Genomic DNA, 24,656 nt, shown 5'->3' with positions numbered 1-24,656 from the left:
GGCGGCCGGAGAACTGGTCCGCTTCTTCGGCCGCCTCACTGAACTACGCCGTGTGGGTCAGGAAGCGTTCCGCCGTCTCCGCGAGCACCTCCCGCCCGTCCCGCGCCCACAGCCCGTCGTTGAAGAGCTCCACCTCGATGGAGCCGGTGTAGCCGGCCGCCTCCACGTAGCCCTGCCACTCGCGCATGTCGATCGCGCCGTCGCCGATCTGGCCGCGGCCGTTGAGGACGCCCTCCGGCAGCGGGGTGGTCCAGTCGGCGAGCTGGAAGGTGTGGATACGGCCGCCCGCGCCGGCCCGGGCGATCTGTGCGGGCGCCTGGTCGTCCCACCAGATGTGGTACGTGTCGACGGTGACGCCGACCTGGTGGGCCGGGAAGCGTTCCGCGAGGTCCAGGGCCTGGGTGAGGGTGGAGACCACGCAGCGGTCGGAGGCGAACATGGGGTGCAGGGGCTCGATGGCCAGGCGGACGCCGTGCTGTTCGGCGTAGGGGCCGAGTTCCGCCAGGGCGTCGGCGATGCGTTCGCGGGCGCCGTGCAGGTCCTTGGACCCGGCCGGCAGGCCGCCGGAGACCAGGACCAGGGTGTCCGTGCCGAGGGTCGCGGCCTCCTCGACCGCCCGCCGGTTGTCGGCGAGCGCGGCGGCGCGCTCGTCCGGGTCGATGGCCGTGAAGAAGCCGCCGCGGCACAGGGTGGTGACGGTCAGGCCGGCCTCGCGGACCAGCTTGGCGGTCGCGTCGACGCCGTAGGACTGGACCGGCTCGCGCCACAGGCCGACGGCCGGTACGCCCAGGTGCACGCAGGCGTCGGCGAGTTCGGGCAGCGACAGCTGCCTGACGGTCATCTGGTTGATGGAGAAACGGGACAGGTCGCCGGTCACTGGTTGACTCCGTACAGGGCGAGGAGGGTCTTCATACGGTCCTCGGCCAGCTTGGGGTCCGGGAACAGGCCCAGCCCGTCGGCGAGTTCGTAGGCGCGCGCGAAGTGCGGCAGCGAGCGCGCCGACTGGAAGCCGCCGACCATCGTGAAGTGGGACTGGTGGCCGGCCAGCCAGGCCAGGAAGACCACGCCCGTCTTGTAGAACCGGGTGGGGGTCTGGAAGAGGTGCCGGGAGAGCTCCACGGTGGGGTCCAGGAGGCCGCGGAAGCCCGCCGTGTCCCCGGTGTCCAGGATCCGCACCGCCTCGGCCGCCAGCGGCCCCAGCGGGTCGAAGATGCCGAGCAGCGCGTGGCTGAAGCCCTGCTCGTCGCCCGCGATCAGCTCGGGGTAGTTGAAGTCGTCGCCGGTGTAGCAGCGGACGCCCTGCGGCAGGCGGCGGCGCAGGTCGACCTCGCGCTGCGCGTCGAGCAGGGAGACCTTGATGCCGTCGACCTTGTCGGGGTGGGCGGCGATGACCTCCAGGAAGGTGTCGGTGGCCGCGTCCAGGTCGGACGAGCCCCAGTAGCCCTCCAGCGCCGGGTCGAACATCGGGCCGAGCCAGTGCAGGACCACCGGTTCGGCGGCCTGGCGCAGGAGATGGCCGTAGACGTCGAGGTAGTCCTCGGGGCCGGTGGCGGCCGCCGCGAGCGCCCGGGAGGCCATCAGGATGGCCTGGGCGCCGGACTCCTCGACGAGCGCGAGCTGCTCCTCGTACGCGGCCCGGATCTCGGCGAGCGTGCCGCCGGTGATCTGGTCGGTGCCGACCCCGCAGGCGATCCGGCCGTCGACGGCACGGGCCTCGGCGGCGCTGCGCCGGATCAGCTCGGCCGCGCCCGCCCAGTCCAGGCCCATACCGCGCTGGGCGGTGTCCATCGCCTCGGCGACACCCAGACCGTGCGACCACAGGTGGCGGCGGAAGGCGAGGGTGGCGTCCCAGTCGACGGCGGCGGGCGCGTCGGGGTTCGTGTCCGCGAACGGGTCGGCGACGACGTGCGCCGCCGAGAAGACCGTACGGGAGGTGAAGGGGGTGCCGGGGGTGACGGCGAGCGGCTCGGTGCGCGGCTCGTAGGCCCGCAACGACCCGTCCGGGGAGGGGAGGTGGATGGTCACAGCTCGATCTCCGGTACGTCGATGCGGCGGCCCTCCGCCGACGACCTCAGGCCCAGCTCGGCGAGCTGCACGCCGCGGGCGCCGGCCAGCAGGTCCCAGTGGTAGGGGGCGTCGGCGTAGACGTGGCGGAGGAAGAGCTCCCACTGGGCCTTGAAGCCGTTGTCGAAGTCGGTGTTGTCGGGGATCTCCTGCCACTGCTCGCGGAAGGCGTAGGTGGCGGGTATGTCCGGGTTCCAGACCGGCTTGGGGGTGGCGCTGCGGTGCTGGACACGGCAGTTGCGCAGGCCGGCGACCGCTGAGCCTTCGGTGCCGTCCACCTGGAACTCGACCAGTTCGTCGCGGTTGACGCGGACCGCCCAGGAGGAGTTGATCTGGGCGACGGCGCCGCCGTCGAGCTCGAAGATGCCGTACGCGGCGTCGTCGGCCGTCGCGTCGTAGGGCTTGCCGTTCTCGTCCCAGCGCTGCGGGATGTGGGTGGCGGTGAGGGCCTGGACGGACTTCACGCGGCCGAACAGCTCGTGCAGGACGTACTCCCAGTGCGGGAACATGTCGACGACGATGCCGCCGCCGTCCTCCGCGCGGTAGTTCCAGGAGGGGCGCTGGGCCTCCTGCCAGTCGCCCTCGAAGACCCAGTAGCCGAACTCGCCGCGGACGGAGAGGATCCGGCCGAAGAAGCCGCCGTCGATGAGCCGCTTCAGCTTCAGCAGGCCGGGCAGGAAGATCTTGTCCTGGACGACGCCGGACTTGACGCCCTTGGCGTTCGCGAGCCGGGCCAGCTCCAGGGCTCCCTCCAGGCCGGTGGCCGTGGGCTTCTCGGTGTAGATGTGCTTGCCGGCGGCGATGGCCTGCTTGATGGCCTCCTCGCGGGCGGAGGTGACCTGGGCGTCGAAGTAGATGTCGATGGCCGGGTCGGCGAGAACGGACTCCAGGTCGGTGGAGATGTGCTCGTCCGACAGGCCGTGGCGGTCGGCGATCTCGCGGAGCGCGTGCTCGCGGCGGCCGACGAGGACCGGTTCCGGCCACAGCACCGTGCCGTCGCCGAGGTCGAGTCCGCCCTGCTCGCGCAGGGCGAGGATCGAGCGGACGAGGTGCTGGCGGTAGCCCATGCGCCCGGTGACGCCGTTCATGGCGATACGCACCGTCTTGCGGTTCACGTGTTTCCCTTCGTCCGCGTACGTCTCAGCAACGCAGCAAGCGCTTTCTATATGGTCTGAAGTTAGCCTTTGACCCCTGGTCTGTACAAGACCGTGATGGGGTCGAGTTGTTCGAGGGGGCGAACGGCAGGAGTGAATGGCCTTATGGTCTGCACGGCAAGGGGGCTTCCTATGAGCAAGCTGTTGATCGGGCTGCCGATCAGGCTGCGTACGACGACGTACGACGAGACGCGTGACCGGAGGACGACGAGATGACGGTGACCCTGGCGGACGTGGCGGCCCGCGCCCAGGTCTCGCCCGCGACGGTGTCGCGCGTACTGAACGGCAACTACCCCGTGGCGGCGTCCACGCGGGAGCGGGTGCTGCGGGCGGTGGACGAGCTGGACTACGTCCTCAACGGGCCGGCGAGCGCGCTCGCGGCGGCCACCTCCGACCTGGTCGGCATCCTGGTCAACGACATCGCCGACCCGTTCTTCGGGATCATGGCGAGCGCGATCCAGTCCGAGATCGGCGGTCCGGGCGGGCGCGCGGGCGGCGAACGGCTGGCGGTGACCTGCAACACCGGGGGGTCGCCGGAGCGGGAGCTGACGTACCTGACCCTGCTGCAACGGCAGCGGGCGGCGGCGGTGATCCTGACCGGCGGGGCCGTGGAGGACGCGCCGCACGCGGCGGCGGTGGCGGCGAAGCTGCGCAAGCTGGCGGACGCCGGGACCAAGGTGGTGCTGTGCGGGCGGCCGCCGGCGCCGGACACCGACGCGGTGGCGCTGACCTTCGACAACCGCGGCGGCGGCAAGCAGCTGACCGAGCACCTCATCGGGCTGGGCCACCGGCGCCTCGGCTACATCGCGGGCCCGGAGGAGCGGACGACCACCCGGCACCGCCTGGAGGGCCACCGGGCGGCGCTGGCCGAGGCGGGAATCGAGGAGGACCCGCGCTGGACCGTGCACGGGCGGTACGACCGGCGGGCGGGGTACGAGGCGACGCTGGAGCTGCTGCGCCGGGACCCGTCGCTCACCGCGGTGGTGGCGGCGAACGACTCGGTCGCGCTGGGCGCGTGCGCGGCGCTGCGGGAGTCGGGGCTGCGGATCCCGGCGGACGTGTCGGTGGCCGGCTTCGACGACCTGCCGTTCAGCATCGACGCGGTGCCGTCGCTGACGACGGTCCGGCTGCCGCTCGCGGAGGCGGGGGCGCGGGCCGGGCGCATCGCCATGGGCCGCGAGGAGCCGCCGCCGGGCGGAATCGCCACGGTCCGCGGCGAGCTGATGGTCCGGGGGTCCTCGGGGGTGCCGCGCAGCTGAGCGCTCCGCCGGAAGCACCGCGAGGCGCTCCGCCGGGAGGGCCGCGATGTGGCCTCTGGCGACTGCCGGCTGCCGCGCCGTCGTGGCCGGTCGCGCAGTTCCCCGCGCCCCTTGGGGGCGCTTCACGCAGGGTGTGACACCGGGGGCACGGCTCAGATGCCCCGGACACCCCTCGCCCGACGCACGGATCCGGGTGCCCGAAAGTCGGGCACCCGGATCCGTCCTTTGTTGCCAGGGGAGCGTCAGACGCGGAGAACTGGTTCAGTCCCAGCCGCCCCAGCCGTAGTCGTCGTCGTCGCCCCAGTAGCCGTAGCCGCCGTGACCGTGGCCGCCATAGCCACCGCCGTAGCCGCCGTAGCCACCGCCGCCATAGCCGCCGTGACCGCCGTAGCCACCGCCGCCGTAGCCACCTCCGCCGTGGCCTCCGCCGCCGTAACCTCCGCCGCCATGGCCGCCACCGCCGCCGCCGTGGCCACCGCCACCGCCGCCGCCGTGGCCTCCGCCGCCACCGCCGTTGTCCTGGTAGGAGACGACGTGGTCGGGCGCCGCGTGGGTGGCCGCACTGGCGACTCCGGCTCCGGCGGCGAGCGCCAGGATGGGTGCCGAAATCGCAGCGATGGCGACCCTCTTCATACGTGTGGTGTGCGCGCGCATGGTTCGCCCCTCTCCGAGGGTGTGGTTGTGTAACGACGGCCGCCGTGTCGGAAGGGCCGGCCGCCCTGCGTGCGCTCCAGAGCCTGCGCGCAGCCCTGAGCGCGTCCGCCGCCCGTGATGCCGGTTCTCCGCACCCGTCCGAGCTCTCCGGCGGACCACGTCACATCCTTGTTGAAACGGACATAAGTGACGTTCGTGTATAAACCTACGGCGCGGACGCGACGAAGTCAAAAGCAGGACCTCGACCAGGCAAAAAGAACAAGTAAAGCCCGCGGGGCCGCCGTTCGGGTCGATGCCTTCCGGCCGGGCGGGGTGGCGGGATAGCCTCGGAGCCGCGATATCTCTGACTCAGTCAACCATCGGGGTCCAGCCATGACCGTCCAGGACATCCGTGCCTTCAACCGCTTCTACACCAACCTCATCGGCGCCCTCGACTACGGCCGCCACCTCTACGCCCCGTACACCCTCACCGAGGCCCGGGTGCTCTACGAGCTCGCGCACGACGCCGACACCGACGCGGCCGACCTGCGGTCCGATCTCGCGCTGGACGCCGGGTACTTGAGCCGGATCCTCAACAAATTCGAGGAGGCCGGGCTGATCGAGCGCGCGCCCTCGGAGAAGGACCCGCGGCGGCGGCGCGTCTCCCTCACCCCGGGCGGCCGGTCCGCCGCCGAACTGCTGGACGAGCGGGCCCGGGAGTCGGTCGGCTCCCTGCTGGGCGCCGTCGACCCGGGCGAGCGGTCACGCCTCGCCGAGGCGATGCGCACCATCCGCACGATCCTCGGCGACGGGCACACCCCCGAGGGCTCCGGCGAGGTCGTGCTGCGCGAGCCGCACCCCGGCGACCTGGGCTGGATCGTGCAGCGCAACGCCGCCCTGTACGCGGCCGAGTACGGCTGGAACACCGACTACGAGGGCCTCGTCGCCCGGATCGTCGCCGACTACGCCGAGGACCACGACCCGCACCTGGAGCGGACCTGGATCGCCGAGTGGGCCGGGCGGCCGGCGGGCTGCGTGATGTGCGTACGGGACGACGCCCCGGGCACCGCACGGCTGCGGCTGCTGCTCGTCGAACCGGAGGCCCGCGGGCTCGGCATCGGCGACCGGCTGGTCACCGCCGTGACCGACTTCGCGCGCGGGGTCGGCTACCGGGAGCTGGTCCTGTGGACCAACGACGTGCTGTCCGCCGCCCGCCGCATCTACCAGCGGCACGGCTTCGTCCTCACCGCCGAGAAACCGCACCGCTCCTTCGGCAAGGACCTGGTCGGCCAGGACTGGCGGCTGGACCTGCACGGAACCGGTGAGTGAGAAGTAGGTTGGTGGGCATGAAGTTTGCCTTCTCCACCCTCGGGGTTCCCGGTCTGCCGGTGCCGGACGTGCTGGCGCTGGCCACGGCCCACGGCTACCACGGCGTCGAGTTGCGCGCCCATCCGGAGGAGCCCGTGCACCCCGGCCTCGGCCCGGCCGCGCGCTCCGACGTGGCCGCCGAGTTCAAGGCGACCGGGGTGGAGGTCCTGGGCGTCGCCGGGTACGCGCGTCTCGCGGCGCCCGGCGCGGACGCCCCGGTCCTCGACGAGACGCGCGGGCTCCTCCAGCTCGCCCACGACCTGGGCGCCTCCTACGTCCGCGTCTTCCCCGGCGCCGACCCGGACCTGCCGGCCGCCGAGTCCGACGCGATCGCCGCCCGGCGGCTCGGCACGGTCGCCGAGGACGCCGCCGCGCTCGGCGTCCGGGTCCTGCTGGAGACCCACGACTCGCACCGCACCGGCGCCGCCGCGATCCGGATCCTCGGCCCGGTCGGCCACCGCATGGTCGGCTCGCTCTGGGACGTCATGCACACCTGGCTGGGCGGCGAGCAGCCCGCCGAGACCTACGCGGCGCTCGCCCCGCACCTCGGCTACGTCCAGGTCAAGGACATCGCCTCGGCCGACGACACCACCCCGCTGCCGCTCGGCGCCGGGATCCTGCCCCTCTCCGAGTGCGTGGAGGTACTCTCCCGGCACGGCTGGGACGGCTGGCTGTGCTGGGAGTACGAGAAGCGCTGGTACGAGGCGGCGGCCCCGCTGCCCGGACTGCTGGCGGCGGGCCGGGAGCACCTGGCGCGGCTGCTCAACGAGTCGGCCTGAGCCCCACGCTCACGCGCCGGCGACCGGGATCCCCCACCCCGCGGCCAGCTCCCCGAACGCCTCGTGGAAGCCGGGGAACGTCTTCTTCACGCACCCCGGGTCGTCGAAGGAGATCCCGGGCGTGCGCAGGCCGGTCACCGCGAAGGACATCACGACGCGGTGGTCGCCGTAGGTCTTGATCTCGGCCGCGGCGGGCGTGCCGGGCCGGATCTCGATCCAGTCCTCGCCCGTCGCGACGTCGATGCCCAGCCGCCGCAGGTTCTCCGCGCAGGCATCGAGCCGGTCGCACTCCTTCACCCGGGTGTTGGCCACGTCCTCGATCCGGACCGGACCGCTCGCGAAGGGGGCGATGGCCGCGAGGGTGGGCATGGTGTCGGAGATGTCCCGCATGGCGACGGTGAGGCCGTGGAGCGTGCCGGTGCCGCGCACGGTCGTCCGGTCCTCGCCGATCTCCACGTCCGCGCCCATCCGGCGCAGTACGTCCACGAAGCCCAGGTCGCCCTGGAGGGCGCCCCGCCCGAGCCCCGGCACGGTGACCTCACGGCCCGTCACGGCCGCCGCGGCGAAGAAGTAGCTGGCGGTGGAGGCGTCGGGCTCGACCGCGTAGGTGGTGGCCCGGTAGCCGCCCGACGGGACGACGAAGACCTCGCCCTCCCGCGCCACCTCCACCCCGAACGACCGCATCATCGCGATCGTGATCTCCACGTACGGAGCGGACACCAGGTCCGTCACCCGGATCCGCAGGCCCTTGCGGGTGAGCGGGCCGAGCAGGAGCAGGGCGGTGAGGTACTGCGAGGACTGGCCGGCGTCGAGCGTCACCTCGCCGCCCTCGACCCCGGCCGCCTCGATGCGCAGCGGGTGGTGGCCCTCGGCCGCCTCGTGGCGCAGGTCGACACCGAGGTCGCGCAGGGCGCGGGTGAGCGGGGCGAGGGGGCGGCGGCGCATCTGCTCGGAGGCGTCGAAGCGGTAGCTGCCGTGGCCGGCCGCGGCGAGGGTGGGCAGGAAGCGGGCGGTGGTGGCGCCGTCCCGGCAGTAGACCTCGGCCTCCGGCAGCGCGGGGCCCTGCGGGCGGCCGTCCACCTGCCAGGTGTCGGGGGTACGGCCGACGCGGTAGCCGAGCCGGGCCAGGCCCTCGGCGAAGCCCTCGGTGTCGTCGGAGCGGAGGGGGCGGACGAGGGTGGTGACTCCGTCGGCGGCGGCCGCGAGGAAGAGGGCGCGGGCGGTGACGGACTTGGAACCGGGGATGTCGACGAGGGGCATGCTGCCCATGATCGCCGCTTGGGGGTTTCAGGTGCGGGGGGTTTCCACAAGGTGGAACAGGTGGTTCGTCGGGTGCGGGCCGGTGGGGGGCTGGTCGCGCAGTTCCCCGCGCCCCTTTCAGGGGCGCTTCACCGGCGCATCTGTAATCTCATGGCCCCCGGCTTCCGGAACGCGGGAACCCCTCCCCCGTCCCGTCCGTCCAAAGCGCAGGCTGTCGGAAGAGTCTCCGTGGTGCGGTGTCGGCCCTCGCTGCTGGCTGCGATCGCTGACCTACCCTCTCCGCCGCACCACGGCCGCCGGCCCGCCGCCATCGACGTGCCCCCCTCCCAATGCGCCGATGGCGGCCCCTCTCCGGGTACCGTGCTTTCCCTTGACGGAAAGAAACTTCCCGAATAATGGTGACCCCACGGAAGTTTCCTTCAGCCGGTTTCCCCACCGGAAGGAGCGCACGTGCCCTCCAGACGCACCGTCCTCGCCGCGACCGCGGGCGTCACCGCGGGACTCGCCGTCGGCACCAGCGCGGACGCCCTCGGCTCGGACGACAAGAACTCCGACGACAAGAGGCTCCGCGCGATCGTCTCCCGGATGACGCTCGAGGAGAAGGTCGGGCAGCTGTTCGTGATGCGGGTCTACGGGCATTCGGCCACCGACCCCGACCAGGCCGACATCGACGCCAACCTCAAGGAGATCGGCGTCCGCACCGCCGCCGAGCTGATCGGGAAGTACCGGGTCGGCGGGATCATCTACTTCACCTGGACGCACAACACCCGGAACCCGCAGCAGATCGCCGAGCTGTCCAACGGGATCCAGCGCGCCTCGCTGGAGCGGCCGCGCGGCCTGCCTGTCCTCATCGCCACCGACCAGGAGCACGGCGCCGTCTGCCGGATCGGCAAGCCGGCCACGCTCTTCCCGGGTGCCATGGCCCTCGGGGCCGGCGGCTCCCGTGCCGACGCCCGCACCGTCGGCCGTATCTCCGGCGCGGAGCTGCGGGCGATGGGCGTCCGGCAGGACTACTCCCCCGACGCCGACGTGAACGTGAACCCTGCCAACCCGATCATCGGCGTACGGTCCTTCGGGGCCGGCCCGGACGCGGTCGGGGCGCTGGTCGCCGCCGAGGTGCAGGGGTACCAGGAGGCGGGCGTGGCGGCCACCGCCAAGCACTTCCCGGGGCACGGCGACACCGCCGTCGACAGCCACACCGGCTTCCCGGTGATCACGCACAGCCGGGAGCTGTGGGAGAAGCTGGACGCGGTTCCGTTCCGGGCGGCGATCGAGGCCGGCATCGACTCCGTCATGACCGCGCACATCCAGTTCCCGGCCCTGGACGGCTCCGGCGACCCGGCCACCCTCTCGCACCCGGTCCTCACCGGCATCCTGCGCGGCGAACTCGGCTACGACGGGGTCGTGGTGACCGACTCCCTGGGCATGGAGGGGGTGCGCACGAAGTACGGCGACGACCGGGTGCCCGTACTCGCCCTGAAGGCCGGAGTGGACCAGCTCCTCAACCCGCCCACCCTGGACGTCGCCTGGAACGCCGTCCTGAAGGCCGTACAGGACGGGGAGCTGACCGAGTCCCGGCTGGACGAGTCGGTCCTGCGGATCCTGCGGCTGAAGTCCCGGCTGGGGCTGCTCGACCGGCCGTACGTCAACACGAAGGACGTCGGCCGGGTCGTCGGGGCGGCGAAGCACCTCGCCGCCGCCGACCGCATCGCCGAGCGCACCACCACCCTGCTGGTCAACGAGGGCGGACTGCTCCCCCTCTCCCGCCGTACGCACAGAAAGGTGCTGGTCGTCGGTGCCGACCCGGACTCGCCGTCCGGTACGACGGGCCCGCCGACCGGCGTGCTCGCCGCCGCCCTCACCGAACTGGGCTTCACGGCAAGCGCGTTGCCCACGGGTACCGCGCCGTCCGCCACGACCGTCGACAAGGCCGTCGCGGCGGCGCAGGAGGCGGACGCGGTGGTGGTCGGGACGTACAACGTGACGGCGGGCAGCGGACAGCAGCAGCTGGTGGAACGGCTGGTCGCGACCGGCCGCCCGGTGGTGGCGGTGGCGGTGCGCAATCCGTACGATGTCGCCCGACTCCCCTCCGTCCGGGCCTGTTTGGCGGCCTACTCCTGGACCGACGTCGAACTGCGGGCCGCGGCACGGGTGATCGCGGGCAAGGTGGCCCCGCGCGGCGGTCTGCCGGTGCCGGTGCAGCGGGCGGACGATCCGGCCCGGGTGCTGTATCCGATCGGCCACGGGCTGACGTATTAGACGTACGCCACGGAACCGGGCGTAACGCACCCAACAGGCGGAAAGCCTCCCGTTCGGCTGACGCGGACCGTGATCGCGGGCCACGCTGGCAGGGGGGTCGGTATGCGGAGCAGACGTTTTGCGGGGGTCCTGGTGACGGTGGCCGTCGTGCTGCTGCCGGCCGGTTGCCGGACGTCGTCGTCCGAGGCACCGGCGGGCAGCGCGCGCTCGACGGCGAGCCCGGCGCCGTCCGGGTACGGCACGCAGTTCCTCGGGGTCGACGAGTGCAGCTCGTTCGGGACCGCCAGCTTCACCGAGGTGCCCTGCACCAGTGAACGGGCGGCGGCCCGGGTGATCGCCCGGTACGACGGCACCGTCGCCGACGGTCCGCCGTGCCCGGCCACCACCGACTTCGTGCTGCACATAGGCGCCCAGCGCGCGGGCGGCGCCGAGGACGGCGCCGGAACGATCCCGCAGGGCTACGCCTGCATGCGCAACCTGGAGCCGCCGCACCCCGGTGAGCCCGGCGGGGGCGGCGGGCCGCGCACCGTCGTCGGCGACTGCGTCTACGGCTCGGGCCGGGGCCAGGTCCGCGAGACCGCCTGCGACGGCTCGGGGAAACGGAAGCCGCAGTACCGGGTGGTACGGGCGGTCACCTCGCGGACCGCCTGCCCGGCGTCCACCGCCCTGTACGTCCAGCTGGGCGGGGAGCGCCCGGTGGGCTGCGCCCGGCGGCTGTGAACGCTCCGTGTCAGTCTCGGCCGGAGCCGTCCAACGTGGTCCGGGGCGCTTCTCCCCTCACCACGACTCGGCCTGCCGGAACAGCGCGATCGCCTCCGTGAGGCACCAGACGCAGAACAGCAGACACGCGACCCACAGCCCCCACAGGACCCAGCGGACCCCTCGTCGTATGCGCACGGGCAGGTCCTCCCTCAGCAGAGGATCCATCCCGAGCTGACCGAACTCCGCCCCACCGAGCCCCGCACCCACACGCACCGGTGTCCCGCGTGGACCGTGACCGGGCCCGCGCGGTGGGTGTACCTGCCCTTGTCGACGACCGGGCGGTTGCCGCGGGCCTGGACGCTGACGGACATCGTCCGCCTGCCGCCGGAGTCCTTGGGCAGGGTGATCGCGCAGACGTAGCCGCCCTGCCGGTAGACGTGCACGGTGCCCGTGGCGAAGGACAGGGTCCGCACCTCGCGTCCGGCGCAGTCCGCCGCCGTCACGGCCTGGGCGTCGGCCGGTGCCACGAGCGCGAGCGCCCCGGAGGCGGCCAGCACGGCCACACCTAGCGCGAGCCGCCGGCGTATCGCACCACTGTCCACAGTCGTCCCCTCCCGTACCGCAGCTGTGCACCAGCCATGACCGTACTGATGTACGGACGCCCGACGTATGTCGGATGGTTGCACGGCCGTCAGGGAGGCGAGCTCACCGGGTCGCGCCCACCGGCTCCTCCGGTTCCTCGGGCTGGCCGATGAAGGTGCGCCACAGCTCGGCGTACCGGCCGTCGCGGGCCAGCAGTTCGTCGTGGGTGCCGTCCTCGGCGACCCGGCCGTGGTCCATGACCACCACCCGATCGGCGCGGGCCGCGGTGGTCAGCCGGTGGGCGACCACGAGGGTCGTACGACGGCCCGTGAGGCGGTCGGTGGCCATGTTGACCTGGGCCTCGGTCGCCAGGTCCAGGGCCGCCGTCGCCTCGTCGAGGAGCAGCACGTCGGGGTCGACCAGCTCGGCGCGGGCGAGGGCGATGAGCTGGCGCTGGCCCGCGGACAGGTTGCGGCCGCGCTCGGCCACCTCGTGGAGGTAGCCGCCGTCGAGGGTGGCGATCATCTCGTGGGCGCCGACCGCGCGGGCCGCCGCCTCCACCTGGGCGTCGGTGGCGTCCGGGCGGCCGTAGGCGATGGCGTCCCGGACGGTCCCCGGGAAGAGGTACGCCTCCTGCGGTACGACCCCGAGCCGGTGCCGGTACGAGGTGAGGTCGAGGTCGCGCAGGTCCGTGCCGTCGACCGTCACCCGGCCGCCGGTCGGGTCGTAGAACCGCGCGACCAGCTTGACGAGGGTCGACTTGCCGGCGCCGGTCTCGCCGACGAAGGCGACGGTCTGCCCGGCGGGGATGGTCAGGTCGATGCCGCCCAGGGCTGCGTCGCCCTCGTCGGCGGCACCGTACGCGAAGTGCACGTTCTCGAAGGCGATGTCGCCGTGCAGAGAACCGACCTCGCGCGGCCTCTCCGCCGCCTGCGTGGACGTCGGCTCGCGCAGGAGTTCCTGGATGCGGCCGAGGGAGACGGTCGCCTGCTGGTAGCCGTCGAAGACCTGGGAGAGCTGCTGGACGGGGGCGAAGAACAGGTCGATGTAGAGCAGGTAGGCGACCAGCGCGCCGGTGGTGAGGGTCGCCGCCTCCACCCGGTGGGCGCCCGCCATCAGCACGCTCGCCGCGGCCACCGACGACAGCAGCTGGACGAACGGGAAGTAGACCGATATCAGCCACTGGCCCCGGATACGGGCCTTGCGGTAGCTCTCGCTGCGCTCGGTGAAGCGGCGCCCGCTGTCCCCCTCGCGCCGGAAGGCCTGCACGATCCGCAGCCCGGACACCGACTCCTGGAGGTCCGCGTTGACCACCGACACCCGCTCGCGGGCCAGTTCGTACGCCTTCACGCTCGCCCGGCGGAAGAAGAAGGTCGCGACGATCAGCGGGGGCAGCGTGGTGAAGACGACGAGCGCGAGCTGTACGTCGATCACCAGCAGGGCGACCATGATCCCGAAGAAGGTGACGACGGAGACGAACGCGGTGACCAGGCCCGTCTGGAGGAACGTGGACAGCGCGTCCACGTCCGTCGTCATCCGCGTCATGATCCGGCCGGTCAGCTCCCGCTCGTAGTAGTCGAGCCCGAGCCGCTGGAGCTGGGCGAAGATCTTCAGGCGGAGGGAGTAGAGGACCCGTTCACCGGTACGGCCGGTCATCCGGGTCTCGCCCGTCTGGGCCGCCCACTGGACGAGCACCGCGACCAGGCCGAGCAGCGAGGCCGCCCAGACCGCGCCGATCGCCATCTTGCTGACGCCCTGGTCGATGCCGTGCCGGATCAGGATCGGCAGGAGCAGGCCCATGCCGGCGTCCACGGCCACCAGCCCGAGGCTGACGAGCAGGGGCCCGCCGAAGCCGCGCAGCAGGCGGCGCAGGCCGTAGGAGTCCTCGGGGCGTACGGCGCCGGCCTCGTCGATGTCGGGGACGTCGGTCGCCGGGGGCAGCGCCTCGACCTGGGCGAGGAGTTCGGGGGTGGCCGGGGTGCCGGCGAGGGCGAGGTCCCGGGGCGTACGGTCGCCGGTCCACAGCCGCGGGGTCACCCCGCGCTCGGCGTCGAACTCGGCGTCCAGCTCGTCCCGTACGGAGGTGTCCTCGCGCGGTTCGAGGGGCAGCGCGTGCCCCGGGGAGACCCCGCCCAGCTCGTCGGGGTCGGTCAGGAGCCTGCGGTAGAGGGCGGACCGCTGCTGGAGCTCCTCGTCGGTGCCGATGTCGGCGAGCCGGCCGCCGTCGAGGACGGCGATGCGGTCGGCGAGGTTGAGGGTGGAGCGGCGGTGCGCGATGAGGAGGGTCGTGCGGCCCCGCATGACGTGCGCGAGGGCCTCGTGGATCTCGTGCTCCACGCGGGCGTCGACGGCGGAGGTGGCGTCGTCGAGGACGAGCAGGCGGGGGTCGGTGAGCAGGGCGCGGGCGAGGGCGATGCGCTGGCGCTGGCCGCCGGAGAGGGTGAGGCCCTGCTCGCCGACCTTGGTGTCGTAGCCGTCGGGCAGCTGGGCGACGAAACGGTCGGCCTGGGCGGCGCGGGCGGCGGCGAGGATCTCGTCCTCGGTCGCGTCGGGACGGCCGTACGCGATGTTGCTGCGGACCGTGTCGGAGAAGAGGAACGAGTCCTCGGGGACCAGGCCGATCGCGGCCCTGAGCGAGTCGTGGGTCAGTTCGCGGACGTCGTGGCCGCCGACCAGGACGGCGCCGTGGGTGACGTCGTAGAAGCGCGGCAGGAGGAGGGAGACCGTGGACTTGCCGGAGCCGGAGGAGCCGACGACGGCGAGGGTCTCGCCCGGCCGGATCTCGAAGCTGAGCCCCTGGAGGACCGGGCGCCCATCGTCGTAGCCGAACGCCACGTCGTCGAACTCGACGGTCGCGGGCGCGTCGGCCGGAAGGGTCTTCGTGCCCTCCGTCATGGTCGGCCGGGTGTCGATCAGCTCCAGGACGCGCTCGGTGCCGGCGCGGGCCTGCTGGCCGACGGTGAGGACCACGGCGAGCATCCGGACCGGGCCGACCAGCTGGGCGAGGTAGGAGGAGAAGGCGACGAAGGTGCCGAGGGTGATGTGACCCCGGACGGCGAGCCAGCCGCCGAGTGCCAGCATGGCGACCTGGCCGAGGGCCGGGACGGCCTGGAGGGCCGGGGTGAACCTGCTGTTCAGCCGAATCGTGCGCAGCCGCCCCGCGAAGAGCTTCCGCCCGACCTCCCTGAGCTTCCCGGTCTCCTGCTCCTCCTGCCCGAACCCCTTCACCACGCGAACGCCGCTCACCGCGCCGTCGACCACACCGGCCACGGCGGCGGCCTGGGCCTGGGCGTACCAGGTGGCCGGGTGCAGCTTGCTGCGGCTCCGCTTGGCTATCCAGTACAGGGCCGGGGCGACGGCGAGGGCGACCAGGGTGAGCGGCGGCGACAGCCACGCCATGATCGCGAGGGAGATCAGGAAGAGGAGGACGTTGCCGATGGTCATCGGCAGCATGAAGAGCAGCCCCTGGATGAGCTGGAGGTCGCTGGTGGCGCGCCCCACCACCTGGCCCGTGGACAGCTCGTCCTGCCGCCGTCCGTCGAGCCGGGTGAGCGTGTCGTACATCTCGGTCCGCAGGTCGTGCTGGACGTCGAGCGCGAGCCGTCCGCCGTAGTAGCGGCGGACGAAGGTGGCCGCGTAGACGAGGACCGCGGCACCGATCAGTGCGCCGGCCCAGGGCCCCATGCTCCGGCTGTGGGCACCGACGACATCGTCGATGATCACCTTGGTGATCAGGGGGACGACGGCCAGCACCGCCATGCCGGCCAGCGAGGATCCGAGCGCGAGCACGACGTCCCTGGGATGCCGCCACGCGTATCCCGCCAGCCTGCGCGCCCAGCCGCCCTGCCGCCGTTCCCCCTGTTGCGCTGCCACGCGGGTGCCCTTCGTTCGCCCTGGTCTTCCGCATGGCCACAACACGGAACGAAGCGGATTTCATCCCTCCGCAACAAAACAGGGGCGGGCGGGCAGGGCGCGCGGAGGGCCTCTACCCGTGGGCGCTGATCACACCGCCGGCGCTGAGCACGATGTACACGCCGTTGGCGTCGAGGCCGACGTCGTGCTGGTTCGCCTCCAGCGTGGCGTCCACCGAACCGTCGTTGCCGAGGATCCGCGCGCGGTACCGGAGCTCGCCGACCTTGGTGACCTCGGCCGTCCAGCCGCCGGCGAGCTTGAAGGTGCCCGGCCCGGTGTGCCCGCCGCCCATCCAGGAGTGCACCTCGCCGCCCAGCGTGAGCACGACGAACATGTCGTTGGCGTCGAGCCCGGCGTCCGTCCCACCGGTCTCCGTCGTGGCCAGGACCTCGCCACGGCTGACGATCTTCGCGCGGTAGCGCTCGGCTCCGAGCCGGCAGATCTCGGCCTTGCTGCCGTCCGCCAGGGTCCGGGTACGGACCGGGGCAGCCGCCTTGGCCGCGGTGGCGGCCGGTGCGGCGGTACGGGACGGGACGGGGCGAGCGTCCGGGTCCGCACGTCGGCCGCGCTCTTGCCGGTGCCGGTGCCGGTGCCGGTCGCCCCGGAGCGGCCCGCGGCGGTGGCGTGGGGGGCGGCGGCGGTGGCCTTCTGTTCCGGGCCGGCGGCGCCGTTCTTGCCACCTCCGCTCTGGCACGCGGTCAGCGAGAACGCCGCGGCGGCTGCGACGGTCACCAGGGCGGCGGAGCGGGCGGTACGGCGGGCACGGCGCGTGGTCATCGTCGGAAATCCCCAGGAGTCGTCAGGACGCTCTGTCCTACGCCCGGTGAGAGGGCGACCACGCGGGGTGTTGTTCATCGGGTTCCGTCCGCGTTCGGTAACAGGCGAACCGTCGGCCCGGTCCGGTTGCCTGACGTCCCGGGGCATCCGGACCCACCCCGGCGTCACCCGCGGACTGCGGCGGAGCGGCTCTAGGATTCCGGCTGCCCGGACACGTTCTCGTGGCCGACGGTGATCGCCCAACGGACGCCCGCCGACGCGGTCACCCGCACCGTGCCGGGAGTGTGGGGGCGCGCCGTGCCGCCGTTCATGTTCGTCGCGTTGCCGATGGTGCTGACCCGGCCGGCGACACAGGTGACCGGGAAGTCGACGCCGAGCGGTTCGACGGTGACGGTCAGCTCGCCCTTGCCCACGCAGTTCACCAGGACGAACAGGGTGCCGCTGCCGACGCCGCCCTTGATCTCCAGCTCCCGGCCCCCGGTGGCGTTCGCCGCCTGGGCGACGACCTCGCCGTCGCCGAGCACGGGCGCCTTGGTGACGGAGTCGTAGACCTCGGCGGCGGAGGACGGCGTCCCCGTGGCGGGAGCGGGCGACGAGGCCGCGGGGGCGGGAGCGGCGTGACCGGAGCCGCCGTCGCATCCGGCGGCGAACAGCACGGCCGCGGCCGCCGACACCGCCGCGGCCGGCACTCTCGGGTTCCTCATGGGCCTCATCCTCGGGCACGGGCGGGGCAGGGCGGAGGGCGGCCCAGGTGACGGTTGCTTAAAGCCCTGACCGTTCGTACAACCATTCGCGCGAATCCGTGTGTCAACGAGGGTATGACTCACAGACGAAGGAGCGGGCTGGTCGCCACCGCGCTCGGCACCGGGTTTCTCATAGCCGGCGTGGCCGTCGCCGCGCCCGCCTCGGCCGCCGCGCCCGCCGTCAGCTGCACGTCCGCCAAGGCGGCCCTCGCCACGAAGCTGAAGAAGGACATCACCGCGGCCATCGCGAACCGCAAGGGGACCATCGCCGTCGGCCTGTACGACCGTTCGACGAAGACGACCTGCACCCTGCGCTCCACCACGCACTACGACTCGGCCAGCACGGTCAAGGTGACCGTCCTCGCCACGCTGCTGTGGGACGCGAAGAAGCACAACCGGTACCTGACCACCACCGAGCAGACGCTCGCCAAGGCCATGATCACAAAGTCGGACAACGACGCGACCACCAAGCTGTGGAAGCAGCTCGGCCTGACGAAGATCAAGGGCTTCCTGAGCGCCGCCGGGATGACGCAGACCACCCCGGGTGCCAACGGCTACTGGGGCCTGACCCAGATCGACGTGCACGACGAGCAGAAGCTGCTCGCGCTCGTCACCGCCAAGAACACCGTGCTCAGCGACAATTCGCGGGCCTACATCCTGAAGCTGATGGGGCAGGTCATCTCGTCCCAGCGGTGGGGCACGCCGTACGGCGCCCCGTCCGGCGTCTCCGTGCACGTCAAGAACGGCTGGCTGCAGCGCGCCACGCACGGCTGGCGGGTGCACAGCCTCGGCACGTTCACCGGCGGCGGCCACGACTACCAGATGTCCGTGCTGACCCAGGACAACAGCACCATGAGCTACGGCATCAACACCATCCAGGCCGTCGCCAAGGTCGTCCACAAGGACCTCGCGGCCTCCTGAGGCGGGGCGGCGGCCCGCGTACCGAAGTGCGGCCCGGGCGGCCGGAGATCGACCCTTTCCTTCACGGGGCGGTCTTCACCCCGTCACCGGTCCCCCCTACGGTGACCGCCATGCGCCTGCGAACCGTACTCGCCACCGTCACCGCCGGCCTGGCGGCGGCCACCTGTCTGTCCGCCGCCGGGTCCGCCAACGCCGTCGCGACCGGCACCGACGCGACCAACACCGCCTCCGCCCACACGTGTTCGTCCTCGGTCTCCCTCGACGGCTTCTCGGACGCCCTCGACAAGACGACGTTCGGCGGCTATTTCGTCGGCAACCTCTCCGCGCTCGCCGTGGACAAGGACGGCTCCCTGGCCGCCCTCGCCGACCGGTCCTACCTCTTCGACCTGGACCCGAAGACCCTCGCGCCGAAGAAGGTCGTCGGGCTCGCCGACGAGAACGGCGCCGCGCTCGACTCCGAGGGCCTGGTCGTGGACCGGGACGGCACCCGCCTGATCACCTCCGAGACCGAGCCGTCGATCCGCCGCTACTCGGCGGACGGCAGGATCCTGGACCGGCTCCCCGTGCCGTCTTCGCTGCTCGTGTCGCCGGCCGGACGGGCCACCTCCAACCAGACCTTCGAGGGGCTGACGCTCCTCAACGGCGGCCGCACCCTGCTGGCCTCCATGGAGTACGCCGTCTCCGGCGACACCGCCGGCTTCGTCCGCTTCCAGACCTGGCAGCGCACCAAGGGCGACCACTTCAGGCTGTCGGCCCAGTACGCCTACCGCACCGACGACCCGATCCTCGGCGTCCCCGAGGTGCAGGCGCTCCCCGACGGCCGGCTCCTCGTCCTGGAGCGCGGCTTCACCTCCGGCGTCGGCAACACCGTCCGCCTCTTCCTCGCCGACCCGCGGCACGCCACGGACACCAGCGGCATCGAGAACCTCACCGGCCAGACCGGCGTACGGCTGATCAGGAAGACCCTGCTCACGGACATCGCCACCTGCCCGTCGCTCGGCGCCACGGCCAAGCAGCCGCAGCCCAACCCGCTCCTCGACAACATCGAGGGCATGGTCGTCACCGGCCGCACCAAGGGCGCGTACAAGGTCCTCCTGGTCAGCGACGACAACCAGAACGCGGTGCAGACGACGCGGTTCTACCGGCTGCGGGTCCGCGTCTGACAGCTGCTGCCGCGCAGGCCGCACGGCGCGGGTCCGCCGAGGTCGGGACCCGCGCCGACGCGGTCGTCAGACGCGGGCGGTCCCGGTGAGGTTGTCCACCAGGATGGCCTTCACCAGGCGGAGTTTGGCGAGCTGGGCGTGACGCACTCCCCTTTCCCGGGCCACCCTGGCGACACGTTCGGTGAACTCCTTCTGGGCCGCCGGGGCCGGCACGGGTACGTCCACGTCGAGCAGCCTCGCCGGACTCACGAGGCGCAGGTCGCCGTAGGAACGTGCCACCGTGTACACGCTTTCCTGGGCTTCGGGCAGCATCAGCCACGCGACCAGGTAGTCCGGGGACAGACGACCGGCGTCGGGTCTGATGCAGAGGACGCCAGGACTGTATGTCGCCTGCCCGGCTCCGCCTCGCCACACAGCGGCGCGGAAGGTCCGTCCCGTCGCATCCGCGGGAGCGAACAGGACGTCTCCTGGACGCAGTCCCGCCGGCAGCCTCTGCTGACGCGGTGACAGTCCGGTTTCGGCGGTCTGCCGGGCGGGCGGTACGAGAACGCGCTCGATCAGGTCCGCCGGGCGGAGAACCGGTATCCCGAGTCGGTCCCCCGCGCCGGTGGCGACGACGGGCCGTACCAGTTCGGCCACCTCACGCAGCGGCACCCGCCGCGCCTGGCCCACCTCGTCGGAGTCGAGGGCGGTGAGCAGCGCGAGCAGTTCCTCGACATCCAGTTTGGCGAGTTCCCCCTCGACATCCTTCTCGGCCTCGATCAGGGAGTGCACCCCATCGGCGACCACGGTCCGGTCGGAGAGGAGGTGCGCGCCGTCGGCGATGACCTCCCACGCGCTCCGCCGGGACCAGGGGTAGGTCGGGGCCGGACCGGTTCCCGTCGTCCCCTTCAGCTGCTGCTCGATCTCCCGGAAGGACAGTCCGTACTTCTCCCACCAGTTCTCATAGGCACGGACCAGCTCCTGGCGCCGGCTCCGCAGAAGGCCGTCGAGCTTGCGCCGCAGCCCCTGGCGAAGGATGCCGAGAACCGTCCGGCGTTCTTGGCCACTGGCGGCCAAGGCGGCCCGGACACCTGTGAGCCGCTCCTGCGCGCCGTCTTCAAGGCGACGGACCACGGCCGAGGCCTGCGCGCACTCACGCCTCACCTGAGCCAGTTCCGCCCGCTGCTCCTCGTCCGGGGCAGCCGCCTCCGCCGCCGAGGATTCGCCGCCGCTCCCACCGTCCTCCCGGTCGGCTTCGTTCGGCCGGGTCCTGAGCTCCTTCCAACGCTCGTCGAGTTCGGCCTTCCGAACGTCCGCCGCCGTCAGCGCCGCCAGGAAGTCGGGGGCGACGGCGGCCACGAGTTTGTGCTGGTACGCCGCACGTCGCTCCCCCGCCGTCGGTCGGCGCAGCCCACCGGTCCGCGGGTCGAGTTCGGGCGCGAGCTGTGTCTCGACGTCCGCGACCCAGCCGTCGAGTACCCCCGCGAACCCTCTCTCGGCGAGCGCCAGCAGGTCGTACCTGGTCTCGCGCCACCACGGATCGCCTGTTCGCCGCCGCCCCGGAACAGCGCACCGTGCGGCACGACCGTGACGACCATGCCGCCCCGGCCTTCCGCGTGGCCGAACGAGTGATCGCGGTGCGCGGGGGCGGCCGTTCGCGGCCGGTACCGGTCGCCGCCCGCACCGGCCGCCCTCTTACCCACATCTCACCCACCCACAGCCTGCGCCCAGGATCGGCACAGCCCGCGCCCATCGGCCGCGCGCAGGGTGGGATGGTGACATCTGCCACCGATCCCGTCCCCCACACGCCCGTGTCCCCCGACTGGGGCCCGCCCACGGCGGCCTCCACGGCACCCCCCACGGCCACCCCCGCGGCTGCCCAGCCGGACCGGGCACCGCGCTGGTCGCTGCCCGCGTTGCTCGCGATCCTGGTCCTGGCGGCGGTGCTCTACTCCTGGAACCTCTCCGGTTCCGACATGAACACCTTCTACAGCGGCGCCATCTGGGCCGGCACGAAGAGCTGGAAGGCCTGGTTCTTCGGCTCGCTGGACCCGGGCAACTTCATGACCGTCGACAAACCGCCGTTCGCGACCATGGTCATGAGCCTGTCGTGCCGGATCTTCGGCTTCGGCACCTGGCAGATGATGGCGCCGCAGATCGCTGCGGCACTCGGCGCGATCTGGATCCTGCACTCGTCCGTGAAGCGGGTGTGGGGTCACGGCGCGGCGACCGTCGCCGCGCTGGTGCTGGCGCTGACCCCGATCACCGTAGCCATCAACCGCGACAACAACCCCGACACCATCCTGGTGTTCCTGATGGTGGCGGGCGCCGCGCTCGCGCTGCGGGCCACCCGTGACGAGAAGCTGCTGCCGCTGCTCGGCTCGGCGGCCTGCTTCGGCCTGGCCTTCAACACCAAGCTGCTGGCGGGCTGGATCGCTCTCCCGGCCGTCTTCGCGCTCTACCTGTACGCGTCGAAGGCGCCGTGGGTGAAGCGCATCGCCAACCTGCTGCTGGCCGCGGTGGTCCTGGCCGTCTTCAGCTTCTGGTGGGCGCTGGCCGTGGCGCTGGTCCCAGCCTCCGACCGCCCCTACATCGGCGGCTCCACGGACGGCACCGCCTGGAACCTGATCATGGGCTACGACGGCCTCGGCCGGATCTTCGGCGGCACCGGCAACGGCGGTGGGGGCGGAGGCGGGGGCAGCTTCTCCGGCACCGCGGGCCTGGGCCGGATGTTCAACGACATCCTCGGCGGCCAGATCTCCTGGCTGATCCCGTTCGCGGCGATCGCCCTGATCGGCGGCCTGGTGCTGCGCGGGCGCGCACCGCGCACCGACCTCAAGCGGATGGGCCTGGTCCTGTGGGGCAGCTGGACCCTCCTGCACTACGTGATCTTCGCGACCGCCCAGGGCACCATGCACCCGTACTACACGACCGCGCTCGCCCCGGGCATCGCGGCGCTGTGCGGCGGCGGTGGCGTGATGCTGCTTGAGGCGTTCCGTGCCGACAAGCGCTGGGCATGGGTCCTGCCGGCCGCCTTCGGCGTCACCGGCATCTGGGCGATCGTGCTGCTGCGCCGGGCGTCCGGCTGGAACACCTGGCTGTGGCCGGTCATCGCCGTGGTCATGGTGCTCGCGATCGCGGGCCTGCTCGTCTTCCGGTCCGGCAACAGGGCGCGGCTGCTCACCGCGTCCGTCGCCGCGGCGCTCGTGGCGGCCCTCGCGGGCCCGACGGCGTACGCCGCCTCGCCGGCGTTCGGTTCCTCGACCGGCGGCGGCATGGGCGGCTCGAACCCGACGGCGGGCCCCTCGACGGGCGGCGGCTTCGGCGGCGGTCCCGGCGGCGGCAACCGGGGCGGCTTCCCCGGCGGCGGTGAGGGCGGTCCGGGCGGCACCCAGCAGGGCGGCCAGAGCAGCCAGGCCGGCGGCGAGAACGCCGGCGGCTTCCCGGGCGGTGCGAACGGCGAGGCGCCGAGCGGCGGCATGAACGGCCAGGCGCCCGGCGGTACCGGCGAACTGCCCGACGGTACCGGCGAGCTGCCCGGTGGGGACACCGGCACCGGCGGCACGCGCGGCGGCTTCGGCGGCGGTGGCGGCATGGGCGGCGGCGCGTCCAGCGAGCTCATCGCGTACCTGAAGAAGCACCAGGACGGCGCCAAGTGGCTGCTCGCGGTGTCCAACTCGCAGACCTCCGCGCAGATCGAGCTGAGCGCCCAGGAATCGGTCATATCCATGTGGGGCTTCACCGGCACCGACAACGGGATGACGGTCGCCAAGCTCAAGGAGATCGTGAAGAAGGGCGAGCTGCACTACATCCAGATCAGCAGCGGCGGCACGGGCGGCCCCGGCGGCGGCAGCAGCCTCAGCACCGAGGTGGCGAACTGGGTGAAGGCGCACGGTACGGCGGTGCCGGAGAGCGCGTACAGCAAGAGCACGACCTCGTCGGCGTCCACTTCGACGTCCTCTTCGTCGTCGTCCTCATCGACGTCGTCCTCGTCCAGCACCGCTTCGATCTACCGACTGGACCCGTCGGACGTCAGCTGACGCACCGGCAGCACCGAGGCCCCCGACCGCACGGTCGGGGGCCTCTTTTTACGTACCGTTCACCTCCACGTCCTCATGTTCATGTCACCCTCCTTCTTGCCGCCTCGTCAACCCGCGTAGATGGGAAACTCTTTATGCTGGCGACACACATCCGGCGCTGGAAGTCGGTGGCCCTGGCGACCGCCGCCGTCCTGGTGGGCCTCACCGCCCCCGCGCTGACGGCGACCCCGGCCGCCGCCACGACCACCGCGTACGACTCGACGTACTACAAGAACGCGATCGGCAAGACGGGCACGAGCCTCAAGTCGTCCCTGCACACGATCATCAGCGCGAACGTCACGAAGCTGTCGTACTCGGCCCTGTGGGACGCCCTGAAGAAGACCGACCAGGACCCGAACAACAGCAGCAACGTGATCCTGCTGTACTCGGGCATCTCGCGCAGCAAGTCCCTCAACGGCGGGGACAGCGGCGACTGGAACCGCGAGCACGTGTGGGCGATCTCGCACGGCGACCTCACCACGTCCACCGGCCCCGGCACGGACCTGCACCACATCCGTCCCGAGGACGTGGCGGTCAACGGCAAGCGCGGCAACCTCGACTTCGACGAGGGCGGCTCCACCTTCACCAACAGCGGTGGCAGCAAGGTCGACTCGGACTCCTTCGAGCCGCGCGACGCGGTCAAGGGCGACGTGGCCCGCATGATCCTCTACATGGCCGTCCGCTACGAGGGCGACGACGGGTTCGCGAACCTGGAGCCCGACGACAAGGTCAACAACGGCTCCACCCCGTACATCGGCAAGCTGTCCGTCCTCAAGCAGTGGAACGACGAGGACCCGCCGGACTCCTTCGAGGAGAACCGCAACGACGTCATCTACACCACCTACCAGCACAACCGGAACCCGTTCATCGACCACCCGGAGTGGGTCGACGCGATCTGGTAGGCGCCGTCCGAGCCGGTCCTACTAGGGTCCGTCTTCAAACGGATCTTGCCCAGAGCAGGAATGAGGCGAGAGAGACCGCTGCTTCGTAGGAGGTGGCGGTCTTGTCATACCGGGTAG

19 protein-coding genes are annotated in these 24,656 nt (G+C 72.2%); 9 read left to right on the top strand and 10 right to left on the bottom strand.

Annotated features, from left to right (window positions below; translation table 11 throughout):
* Window positions 1-43: 43 nt before the first annotated feature.
* From ACFY6U_RS19460 to ACFY6U_RS19450, 3 genes are read right to left on the bottom strand one after another with little or no spacing between them, the layout of a single operon-like run.
* The gene (locus tag ACFY6U_RS19460) at window positions 44-841 is read right to left on the bottom strand and encodes a sugar phosphate isomerase/epimerase family protein (RefSeq protein WP_390040420.1); all 798 of its coding nucleotides are present in this window, start codon (window positions 839-841) and stop codon (window positions 44-46) included.
* A 32-nt stretch (window positions 842-873) separates the two neighbouring features.
* Complete coding sequence (locus tag ACFY6U_RS19455) at window positions 874-2,025, bottom strand: dihydrodipicolinate synthase family protein (protein ID WP_390039765.1); 1,152 nt, start codon at window positions 2,023-2,025, stop codon at window positions 874-876.
* The gene (locus ACFY6U_RS19450) at window positions 2,022-3,179 is read right to left on the bottom strand and encodes a Gfo/Idh/MocA family protein (RefSeq protein WP_390039763.1); all 1,158 of its coding nucleotides are present in this window, start codon (window positions 3,177-3,179) and stop codon (window positions 2,022-2,024) included. The genes ACFY6U_RS19455 and ACFY6U_RS19450 overlap by 4 nt, the downstream gene beginning before the upstream one ends.
* Before the next feature lie 251 nt (window positions 3,180-3,430).
* Here ACFY6U_RS19450 and ACFY6U_RS19445 point away from each other — a divergent pair, with 251 nt between their 5' ends.
* On the top strand, window positions 3,431-4,477 hold the full coding sequence (locus ACFY6U_RS19445; protein WP_390039761.1) for a LacI family DNA-binding transcriptional regulator: 1,047 nt from the start codon (window positions 3,431-3,433) through the stop codon (window positions 4,475-4,477).
* 261 nt (window positions 4,478-4,738) lie between these two features.
* Here the strand turns inward: ACFY6U_RS19445 and ACFY6U_RS19440 are convergent, their stop codons facing one another.
* Window positions 4,739-5,131, bottom strand: a complete 393-nt coding sequence (locus tag ACFY6U_RS19440; protein ID WP_390039759.1) for a hypothetical protein — start codon at window positions 5,129-5,131, stop codon at window positions 4,739-4,741.
* Between the two features lie 372 nt (window positions 5,132-5,503).
* On the opposite strand from ACFY6U_RS19440, the gene ACFY6U_RS19435 reads away from it, so the two are divergent.
* Window positions 5,504-6,439 (top strand): GNAT family N-acetyltransferase, encoded by a 936-nt coding sequence (locus ACFY6U_RS19435; RefSeq protein WP_390039757.1) that lies wholly within the window; start codon window positions 5,504-5,506, stop codon window positions 6,437-6,439.
* A 17-nt stretch (window positions 6,440-6,456) separates the two neighbouring features.
* Window positions 6,457-7,257 (top strand): sugar phosphate isomerase/epimerase family protein, encoded by an 801-nt coding sequence (locus ACFY6U_RS19430; protein ID WP_390039755.1) that lies wholly within the window; start codon window positions 6,457-6,459, stop codon window positions 7,255-7,257.
* 9 nt (window positions 7,258-7,266) lie between these two features.
* Here the strand turns inward: ACFY6U_RS19430 and aroA are convergent, their stop codons facing one another.
* Window positions 7,267-8,517 carry a 3-phosphoshikimate 1-carboxyvinyltransferase gene (gene aroA, locus ACFY6U_RS19425; protein ID WP_390039753.1) on the bottom strand — a complete coding sequence of 417 codons (1,251 nt, stop codon included), beginning with the start codon at window positions 8,515-8,517 and terminating at the stop codon, window positions 7,267-7,269.
* Window positions 8,518-8,967: 450 nt separating this feature from the next.
* On the opposite strand from aroA, the gene ACFY6U_RS19420 reads away from it, so the two are divergent.
* Window positions 8,968-10,776 (top strand): glycoside hydrolase family 3 protein, encoded by a 1,809-nt coding sequence (locus tag ACFY6U_RS19420; protein WP_390039751.1) that lies wholly within the window; start codon window positions 8,968-8,970, stop codon window positions 10,774-10,776.
* A gap of 102 nt (window positions 10,777-10,878) precedes the next feature.
* On the top strand, window positions 10,879-11,496 hold the full coding sequence (locus ACFY6U_RS19415; protein WP_390039749.1) for a hypothetical protein: 618 nt from the start codon (window positions 10,879-10,881) through the stop codon (window positions 11,494-11,496).
* A 191-nt stretch (window positions 11,497-11,687) separates the two neighbouring features.
* Here the strand turns inward: ACFY6U_RS19415 and ACFY6U_RS19410 are convergent, their stop codons facing one another.
* From ACFY6U_RS19410 to ACFY6U_RS19395, 4 genes are all read right to left on the bottom strand, one after another.
* Window positions 11,688-12,080, bottom strand: coding sequence for a hypothetical protein (locus tag ACFY6U_RS19410; protein ID WP_390039747.1), 393 nt, complete (start codon window positions 12,078-12,080; stop codon window positions 11,688-11,690).
* A gap of 103 nt (window positions 12,081-12,183) precedes the next feature.
* The gene (locus tag ACFY6U_RS19405) at window positions 12,184-15,933 is read right to left on the bottom strand and encodes an ABC transporter ATP-binding protein (protein WP_390039745.1); all 3,750 of its coding nucleotides are present in this window, start codon (window positions 15,931-15,933) and stop codon (window positions 12,184-12,186) included.
* A 112-nt stretch (window positions 15,934-16,045) separates the two neighbouring features.
* Window positions 16,046-16,666 carry a hypothetical protein gene (locus ACFY6U_RS19400; RefSeq protein WP_390039743.1) on the bottom strand — a complete coding sequence of 207 codons (621 nt, stop codon included), beginning with the start codon at window positions 16,664-16,666 and terminating at the stop codon, window positions 16,046-16,048.
* A gap of 274 nt (window positions 16,667-16,940) precedes the next feature.
* On the bottom strand, window positions 16,941-17,453 hold the full coding sequence (locus tag ACFY6U_RS19395) for a hypothetical protein (protein ID WP_390039741.1): 513 nt from the start codon (window positions 17,451-17,453) through the stop codon (window positions 16,941-16,943).
* Window positions 17,454-17,567: 114 nt separating this feature from the next.
* Here ACFY6U_RS19395 and ACFY6U_RS19390 point away from each other — a divergent pair, with 114 nt between their 5' ends.
* Window positions 17,568-18,413 (top strand): serine hydrolase, encoded by an 846-nt coding sequence (locus tag ACFY6U_RS19390; protein ID WP_390039739.1) that lies wholly within the window; start codon window positions 17,568-17,570, stop codon window positions 18,411-18,413.
* 110 nt (window positions 18,414-18,523) lie between these two features.
* On the top strand, window positions 18,524-19,576 hold the full coding sequence (locus tag ACFY6U_RS19385) for an esterase-like activity of phytase family protein (protein WP_390039737.1): 1,053 nt from the start codon (window positions 18,524-18,526) through the stop codon (window positions 19,574-19,576).
* A 66-nt stretch (window positions 19,577-19,642) separates the two neighbouring features.
* Here the strand turns inward: ACFY6U_RS19385 and ACFY6U_RS19380 are convergent, their stop codons facing one another.
* Window positions 19,643-20,917, bottom strand: coding sequence for a hypothetical protein (locus tag ACFY6U_RS19380; RefSeq protein WP_390039735.1), 1,275 nt, complete (start codon window positions 20,915-20,917; stop codon window positions 19,643-19,645).
* A 416-nt stretch (window positions 20,918-21,333) separates the two neighbouring features.
* On the opposite strand from ACFY6U_RS19380, the gene ACFY6U_RS19375 reads away from it, so the two are divergent.
* The gene (locus ACFY6U_RS19375; RefSeq protein WP_390040418.1) at window positions 21,334-23,598 is read left to right on the top strand and encodes an ArnT family glycosyltransferase; all 2,265 of its coding nucleotides are present in this window, start codon (window positions 21,334-21,336) and stop codon (window positions 23,596-23,598) included.
* Window positions 23,599-23,732: 134 nt separating this feature from the next.
* Window positions 23,733-24,539 (top strand): endonuclease, encoded by an 807-nt coding sequence (locus ACFY6U_RS19370; RefSeq protein ID WP_351493965.1) that lies wholly within the window; start codon window positions 23,733-23,735, stop codon window positions 24,537-24,539.
* Window positions 24,540-24,656: the final 117 nt, after the last annotated feature.

It is taken from the genome of Streptomyces sp. NPDC013157, from assembly GCF_042899865.1.
GTDB lineage: Bacteria > Actinomycetota > Actinomycetes > Streptomycetales > Streptomycetaceae > Streptomyces.
The sequence above is the reverse complement of the archived record's forward strand: the minus strand, read 5'-3'. Positions and strand labels throughout refer to the sequence as shown.